This window comes from uncultured Sphingomonas sp. (assembly GCF_964244235.1).
Taxonomy (GTDB): Bacteria; Pseudomonadota; Alphaproteobacteria; order Sphingomonadales; family Sphingomonadaceae; genus Sphingomonas.
This window is the reverse complement of sequence record NZ_CAXTII010000107.1, coordinates 1-7,592: the sequence shown is the minus strand read 5'-3', so window position 1 is coordinate 7,592 and position 7,592 is coordinate 1. Positions and strand designations below refer to the sequence as shown.

The window sequence follows — 7,592 nt, the reverse complement described above, 5'->3', positions numbered from 1 at the left end:
GGTGTTCGGGCTGTTCGGGCTGTTCTTCTCGATGGGGCTGCTCGTCGTCATCTTCACGCTGATCCGCAGCCTGTATCTGCGCGAGGTGCTGGGCGAGGATATTCCCCGCAGCCAACACGACCGGCTGATCGATGCTCCAGGTTACACCCGCGACTCGCGGGAATCGCTGGATTAAACTGAAATTAACCTTTTGCCTTCAGACGTTCTTTGGTTAATGAATCTTACCGGAGCGACGCAGCCTTGGGTTGGCACGTCCTCAAGAACGGGGGAATGCCATGCGCGTACTGCTGATCGAGGACGAACCGACGACCGCCAAGGCGATCGAACTGATGCTGACGACCGAAGGGTTCAACGTCTACACGACGGACCTGGGCGAGGAGGGTTTGGACCTCGGCAAGCTGTATGACTACGACATCATCCTGCTCGATCTGAACCTGCCCGACATGCACGGCTACGACGTGCTGAAGAAACTGCGCGTCGCGCGGGTTTCCACGCCGGTACTGATCCTGTCGGGCGTGAACGAGATGGACAGCAAGGTCCGATCGTTCGGCTTCGGCGCGGACGATTACGTCACCAAGCCGTTCCACCGCGAGGAGCTGGTCGCACGCATCCACGCCGTCGTCCGCCGGTCCAAGGGCCATTCGCAGAGCGTCATCCGCACCGGCAAGCTGGCCGTGAACCTGGACGCCAAGACGGTGGAGGTCGACAGCGCGCGCGTCCACCTGACCGGCAAGGAATATGCGATGCTGGAGCTGCTCAGCCTGCGCAAAGGCACGACGCTGACCAAGGAGATGTTCCTCAATCATCTGTATGGCGGGATGGACGAGCCCGAACTGAAGATCATCGACGTCTTCATCTGCAAGCTGCGCAAGAAGCTGAGCCTGGCGTGCGACGGCGAGAATTATATCGAGACGGTCTGGGGCCGCGGCTATGTGCTGCGCGAGCCCGACGAGGTGGCGCAGGTCGCCTGAACGATCCTGCCCCGCAAGTGGTAAGGAAAAGGCCGCGGCACCGGGGGGCGTCGCGGCCTTTGTTCGTTGGCAGACGGCCTGCCTGTCAGCGGCAACGCACCTTGCCGCGGTCGACCGAGCGACCCAGCAATGCGCCGCCGCCGGCCCCAAGCAGCGTGCCGAGCGTACCGCCGCCGAGCACATTGCCCAGCACACCGCCGCCGACCGCGCCGACGACGAGGCCAGTGGTCCCATCGTTACGCTTGCAATAGGCACGGCCGTCACGGCCGCGATAGACCCGGTCGTCGCGACCGAGCGCGCGGTCGTCGCGCCGGCGCTGCTGGTAATTGTCGCGCGGGTTCCAGTCGCCGCGATTGTCGTCGCCGTGCCAGCCATAATCGCGGTTCTGCCCGTCATTGCGGTTCTGCCCATAATCGCGGTTCTGTGCTGCCGCGACGCTGGGCAGCGCGACCGGAGTTGCGACGATCGCCATAAGCGTGGCGGCGAGGATGGACTTTTTCACGATTGTTCTCCTGATCTGACTTCGGTCCAACCATCAGGTCTCCAAATGGGTCCGGCATCCGACCAATTCCCTAACGCCGCTCGTACGCCTTCTCCCCGCCGACCCACGTCTCCTCGACCTTGGTCTGGCGCAGATCGGTCGGGCCGGCGAGCGTCGGATCGCGGTCGACGATGATGAAATCGGCGCGCTGGCCGGGGGCGAGGCGGCCATATTTGTCCTCGGCGAACCCGGCGAATGCGGCGTCGATCGTGAACGCCTTCCACGCCTGTTCGCGCGTCACGCGCTCTTCGGGACGCCAGCCGCCGAACGGCTCGCCATTCGCGTCCGTCCGCGTGAACGCCGCCGCCCAGCCGGCGAACGGGTCGGGGCTCTCGACCGGATAATCCGACCCGAACGCCAGCACCGCGCCGTTGCGCAGCATCGTGCTCCACGCATAGGCGCCCGCCAGCCGCGCCGGTCCCAGCCGCGCCTCCGCCATCGTGCGGTCGCTGGTCGCATGCGTCGGCTGCATCGACGCGACGATGCCGTTCTTCCCGAATCGCGGCAGGTCGGCGACATCGACGACCTGCGCATGTTCGACCCGCCAGCGGCGATCGCCTTTGTACGTTTCCGCCATGTCCTCGATCGCGCCCAGGATCTGCGCGTTGGCCTTGTCACCGATCGCGTGGACCGCGACCTGATATCCGTCCATCGCCGACCGGCTCATCCGGTTGCGAAGCACGTCGTCGGTCATGAAACCGGCACCCGACTGGCCCGGCGCGTCGCTATAGGGCGCCTTCAGCCACGCGCCGCGCGACCCAAGCGCCCCATCGGCGTACAGCTTGACGCCGACCAGCCGCAGCCGGTCGTTGTACAGCCACGGCGTCGGGCCTGCGCCGCCGATCTGGACGGCGGTGTCGACGCCCATGCCGTAGCTGACGATCCGCACCCGCAGTGCGCCGATGTCGCCCATCCGCCGATAGGTCATCCAGTCGTCGAGCGTGCTGCCCATGTCGCAGGTCGCGGTGATACCGAACGCCAGCAGCATCGCCTGCGCCTTCAGCAGCGCGGCGTCGCGGTCCTTGGCGAGCGGTTGCGGCACCGCCTTGCCGACCAGGTCCTGCGCGGCATCGACGAAGACCCCGGACGGCAGGCCGCCCGCCTTCTCGATCCGGCCGCCCGCCGGCGCGACGCTCTTCGCGGTCACGCCCGCCGCCTTCAGCGCGGCGGTGTTGCCCCAGCTGGCATGGCCGTCCGCGCGCGACAGCCAGACCGGCCGATCGCCGACCGCCGAATCCAGCTCTGCCGCCGTCGGAAAACGGCCCAGCCCCCAGCGCTCCTGGTTCCAGCCGCCGCCGAGCAGCCATTTCCGTTCCGGATTCGCCGCCGCATAGGCCGCGATCCTCGCCTGCGCCTCCGCCAGCGATTTCGTGTCCGAAAGATCGAGTTCGAGGGCGCGGAAACCCAGCTCCATGACGTGGCCATGCGCATCGACGAACCCCGGCAGCATGACCCGCCCCTTCATGTCGGCGCGCCAGTCGAGCTTCTCCGGCCGCTTTTCCCTCGCAGCCAGCAACCGCGTGACATGCCCGTCGAGCGTCATCAGCAGCCCGGTGAAGCGAACGACACGCCCGTCCTTGTCGAGCGTGATGCCGTCGACATTGTCGATCAGCGCATCGGCGAAGGCCGGCATCGGCGCGATCGCCAGCAGCAATGCGAATGCGCGAACGGTCGGTCCAAATCGGTCGGAAATGCGTGTTGCCATGGTGTTCGCGTCTAAGCCGTGTTCCCCCGCTGCGCCAGATGGTCTAGCCGCAGGTCATGGCTACTCTCGCATCCGCTTCGTCCCCCAAGCTCCCCGTCTCGCTCGCGGATGTCCACACCGCGCATGCGCGCATCGCGGACCAGATCGTCCGGACTCCGACGCTGATCAGCAAGACACTGTCCGATATGACGGGTGCGACGGTGTATCTGAAGTTCGAAAACCTGCAGTTCACCGCCGCCTACAAGGAACGCGGCGCGCTCAATACGCTGTTGCAATTGTCCGACGAGGCCCGCGCCAGGGGTGTGATCGCGGCATCGGCGGGCAACCATGCACAGGGCCTGGCCTATCACGCCGATCGGCTCGGCATTCCGGCGACGATCGTGATGCCCATAAATACGCCGACCGTGAAGGTCATGCAGACCGAAGGCCACAAGGCGACCGTTATCCTGGAAGGCGAGACGTTCGACGCCGCCTATGCGCATGCGCGGCTGATGGAGGCGGAGCGCGGGCTCACCTTCGTCCATCCGTTCGACGATCCGCGGATCATTGCCGGCCAGGGCACCGTCGCGGTCGAAATGCTGGCGGACGTGCCCGGGATCGATACGTTGATCGTCCCCATCGGCGGCGGCGGCCTGATCTCCGGCATGTCGACGGTCGCGCGCGCGGCCGATCATCCGATCATGATCTACGGCGTCGAGGCGGAGCTGTTCCCGTCGATGTACAACCGGATCAACGGTACCGATATGCCCTGCGCGGGTGATACGCTGGCGGAAGGGATCGCGGTCAAGGAACCAGGCGCGATCACATCGCGGATGGTCGCCGAGCTGGTCGACGACATCCTGCTCGTCAGCGAACGCGCGCTGGAAGAGGCCGTCAGCCTGTTGCTGCAGATCGAAAAGACCGTGGTCGAGGGGGCGGGCTCGGCAGGACTCGCGGCATTGCTGGCCTATCCCGATAAATTCCGCGGAAAGATTGTCGGGATCGTGCTGTGCGGCGGGAATATCGATACGCGGCTGCTTGCCAACGTGCTGTTGCGCGATCTGGCGCGGTCGGGGCGGCTCGCCCGGCTGCGCATACGGTTGAAGGACCAGCCGGGTGCCCTGTTCAATGTCGCCCGCATCTTCGATCAGCAGCGCGTGAACATCATCGAAGTCTACCATCAGCGGATCTTCACGTCGCTGCCGGCCAAGGGCCTGGTGACCGACATCGAATGCGAAACGCGTGATCGGGCACATCTTGATCGGCTGGTCGCGGCGTTACGGGTCGGCGGGTACGATACGAGCATCGTCGAGCAGGATTGAACCGGCACAAAGGCCGGCCGGCAAACAGGTGACCGACATGAAAAGGGCCCGGTCTTCCGACCGGGCCCTTAAAAATCAAACTATCGACGGTAGCTTCAGATCGGTTGCGACGCGCGCGGCGTTGCCGACCGACAACGACGCCGCCGGATTGGCGACGGGAGCGGCATGCGCCGAAGACGCGATCGATGTCACGCCAAGCGCCATCGCGGCAAAGCTGCCGATCACTTTCTTCAACGTCATGCCAATCTCCCTTCAGACCAACCAGGTACCGCGACCGTCAATACGTCACAGTCGTTCCGCGCGGTGCAGCATACCAAATCAATCCTTCCGCCCAAAATGCGGGTTTTGGCTGATTCGGCCGAATTGCGCTTCAGTGTGGCTTCGTTAACCCATATTCGTGGTAAAGCCGCTTTTCAGGACGCCCGGGCCGGGTAATACGGTGTGCGACGGGGTCGATGACGATCACGCGCTGACAGGATCCGCCGTTGACCGCGCCATTCCGCTTCCCACGTTTCTTCGTAACCAGCCCGTCGCCATGCCCGTATCTCCCCGGTCGGCAGGAACGCAAGGTTTTCACCGAGTTGACGGGGCCGCATGCCGGCGAGTTGAACGATGCGCTGGGCCGGATCGGTTTTCGCCGCAGCCAGGGAGTGGCCTACCGTCCGAGCTGCGCGGGGTGTTCGGCCTGCGTATCGGTGCGGGTGGTGACGCATGAATTCATACCCACCGGAACGCAGCGCCGCCTGCTGAAGCGCCATCAGGACCTCGAGATCGGCACCTGCCGTACCTGGGCGACGGACGAACAGTTCCAGCTGCTTCGCCGCTACCTCACCGCGCGCCATCCGGGCGGCGGCATGGCCGGGATGGACGAGGACGATTATGCCGACATGATCGAGCATTCGCCGGTCAACTCGCTGATCGTGGAATATCGCGAGCCGTCGGTCGGCGGCGCGCGTGGCCGGCTGGTCGGGGCGTGCCTGACCGATCGGCAGGCGGACGGCCTTTCGATGATCTACAGTTTCTTTGCAACAGATGCCGACCGGCCGGGGCTCGGCAATTTCATCATCATGGACCACATCCTGCGCGCCCGCGACGCCGGCCTGCCCTATGTGTATCTCGGCTATTGGGTGAAGGGCTCCGCGCACATGGCCTACAAGACGCGCTTCCGCCCGATCGAGATGCTTGGCCCCCGCGGCTGGCGATTGATGCCGGAAGACGCCCGACCGGTATCGGCCGCGCAGCAGGCGGCACTTCAGGACGAACTGGCTTAGACGTCCAGGGAAACGACGACATCCACGTCCAGGATTTCCGCCCCGACGCCGAGGCGGGATCCGGCGACGGGTGCCGCCCCCGCCGCATCCAGCGCGATCGCGACACGGACATGGTCTTCTTCCGGACATTGGCCGGTGCTCGGATCGAACCCGATCCAGCCGAGCCCGCCGACATGCGCCTCGGCCCAGCCGTGCGGGGTCGGTTGATGCTCCCCCTCCGCCAGCCGATACCCGGAAACGTAACGCGCCGGGATATCCAGAGACCGCGCGGCCACCGCGAAGATTTGTGCGAGGTCGCGCGCGGTCGCGCGGTCGCGGCCGAACGCGGTCGCCGCATCGAGCATCGGCTCGCCGCGGCCGACGTCCAGTACGAACCGATCATTCAGCGCCCGGTTGATCGAATGGAGCCGGCCGAGCACGCTCCCCGCGTCGATATCCCGCGCGAATTCGCCGATGCCGGCATCGCGCGGCGTCGCGGCGGTTTCGCGCAGGAACAACGCGGGCGGCAGCGGCTCGTTCGTGCCCTGCACCACGCCGCTCGAATGGCTGGTCAGCACCGCGCCGTGCACGGTGATCGCCAGGCCGTCGATCGGTCCCTCGACATACAGCATGGTGATCGCGTTCCCGAAGCCGTCGCGCCCGTCGCGCATGCGCGCGTCGCAATCCACGTCGATCCGCCAGGATGCGATCGTCTGATCATGCGTGTTCTCCGGGGTCAGCCGCAGCATCTGGACCAGCCGCTCCTGCGGCGCGCTGAACCGGTACATCGTCCGGTGGTCGATCGACAGCCGCATGCGTCCCCCAATTACCGGTCTAGTGGAACTTGAACTGCCGCCCGATCGCTGCGTGGAGCAAATCGTTTTCGGTGATGAAGGCCTGCAGATACTGGTGCAGCCCCGACACGATCACCTCGTTCGACCGCGTCTTCGCGAGCCGGGTCGATCGCATCCGGGCCATCCGGTCCGCTTCGCCGTGATGCCCCGTCCGCTTGGCAAGCAGGCCCAGGATATCGACCGCCTCCTCCACCGATGCGGCGATGCTGCGCGGCAATTCGGGTCGCGCGATCAGCAGGTCGATGACGTTGCCGGGCTTCAACCCCTCGCTATAGAGCCAGCGATAGGCGGTGACCGCCGATACGGTCTGAAGGATCGTGGTCCATTGGTCGCGGTCGACGACACCGCCGACCTTTTCGCCTTCGGGCAACAGGATATGGTATTTCACGTCGAGCAGCCGCGCTGTGTTGTCCGCCCGCTCCACGGTCTGCCCAAGGCGGATGAACCAGGTGGTCTGGTTTCGCAGCATGCGGTGGACGGCACCTTCGAAACCGCGCGTTTCGGTCTTCACCGTCTCCACCAGGTTCAGCGTCGCAGTGGTCCCGCCGGTGCTGGCACGATGCTCGAACGCCAGCCAGGCGCGGTTGATCGCGGTCCAGGCCTCGCGGGTCAGCGCGGTTCGCACTGCCTTGGCATTGTTGCGCGCCCTGTCGAGGCAGCGGACGATCGAGCCGGGATGCGACGCGTCGATCGTCAGGAACCGCGCCACGCTCCCCTGGGTCAGCGAACCGCCACCCGCCTCGAACGCAGCCTCGGTATCCAGCACGGCCAGCGCGGATGCCCATGCCGCCTCGCCCGCCGGCCGCGACGACAGGACGTCGAGCCGAACCGTCGCCTCCACCAATCGCGCGATGAAATCCGCCCGCTCGAAGTAACGGCCGAGCCAGTAGAGCGACGACGCGGTGCGGGAGAGCATATCTTAAATCCTCCCCGGGACGGGGAGGGGGACCGCGAAGCGGTGGAGGGGGCG

8 protein-coding genes are annotated in these 7,592 nt (G+C 65.8%); 3 read left to right on the top strand and 5 right to left on the bottom strand.

The genetic code is table 11. The features are described from left to right. Positions 1-275 precede the first annotated feature (275 nt). Entirely contained in the window at positions 276-971 is a 696-nt protein-coding gene (ctrA, locus tag ACFE7D_RS13375; protein ID WP_174286170.1) for a response regulator transcription factor CtrA, read from the top strand. Between the two features lie 85 nt (positions 972-1,056). Here the strand turns inward: ctrA and ACFE7D_RS13370 are convergent, their stop codons facing one another. Then, entirely contained in the window at positions 1,057-1,473 is a 417-nt protein-coding gene (locus ACFE7D_RS13370) for a hypothetical protein (RefSeq protein ID WP_375395909.1), read from the bottom strand. A gap of 70 nt (positions 1,474-1,543) precedes the next feature. Next, positions 1,544-3,145, bottom strand: coding sequence for an amidohydrolase (locus tag ACFE7D_RS13365; protein WP_375395910.1), 1,602 nt, complete (start codon positions 3,143-3,145; stop codon positions 1,544-1,546). Positions 3,146-3,273: 128 nt separating this feature from the next. Here ACFE7D_RS13365 and ACFE7D_RS13360 point away from each other — a divergent pair, with 128 nt between their 5' ends. Beyond that, complete coding sequence (locus tag ACFE7D_RS13360; protein ID WP_375395908.1) at positions 3,274-4,518, top strand: threonine ammonia-lyase; 1,245 nt, start codon at positions 3,274-3,276, stop codon at positions 4,516-4,518. A 75-nt stretch (positions 4,519-4,593) separates the two neighbouring features. Here the strand turns inward: ACFE7D_RS13360 and ACFE7D_RS13355 are convergent, their stop codons facing one another. Further along, positions 4,594-4,758 (bottom strand): hypothetical protein, encoded by a 165-nt coding sequence (locus ACFE7D_RS13355; RefSeq protein ID WP_375395907.1) that lies wholly within the window; start codon positions 4,756-4,758, stop codon positions 4,594-4,596. Between the two features lie 245 nt (positions 4,759-5,003). Between ACFE7D_RS13355 and ACFE7D_RS13350 the strand changes: the two genes are divergently transcribed. Further along, on the top strand, positions 5,004-5,789 hold the full coding sequence (locus ACFE7D_RS13350; RefSeq protein ID WP_375395906.1) for an arginyltransferase: 786 nt from the start codon (positions 5,004-5,006) through the stop codon (positions 5,787-5,789). Here the strand turns inward: ACFE7D_RS13350 and ACFE7D_RS13345 are convergent. Continuing rightward, positions 5,786-6,583: a transglutaminase N-terminal domain-containing protein gene (locus tag ACFE7D_RS13345; protein ID WP_375395905.1), complete on the bottom strand. Its 798-nt coding sequence runs from the start codon at positions 6,581-6,583 to the stop codon at positions 5,786-5,788. The two genes, ACFE7D_RS13350 and ACFE7D_RS13345, sit on opposite strands and share 4 nt — an antisense overlap. Positions 6,584-6,602: 19 nt before the next feature. Then, positions 6,603-7,538 (bottom strand): alpha-E domain-containing protein, encoded by a 936-nt coding sequence (locus ACFE7D_RS13340; RefSeq protein WP_375395904.1) that lies wholly within the window; start codon positions 7,536-7,538, stop codon positions 6,603-6,605. Positions 7,539-7,592: the final 54 nt, after the last annotated feature.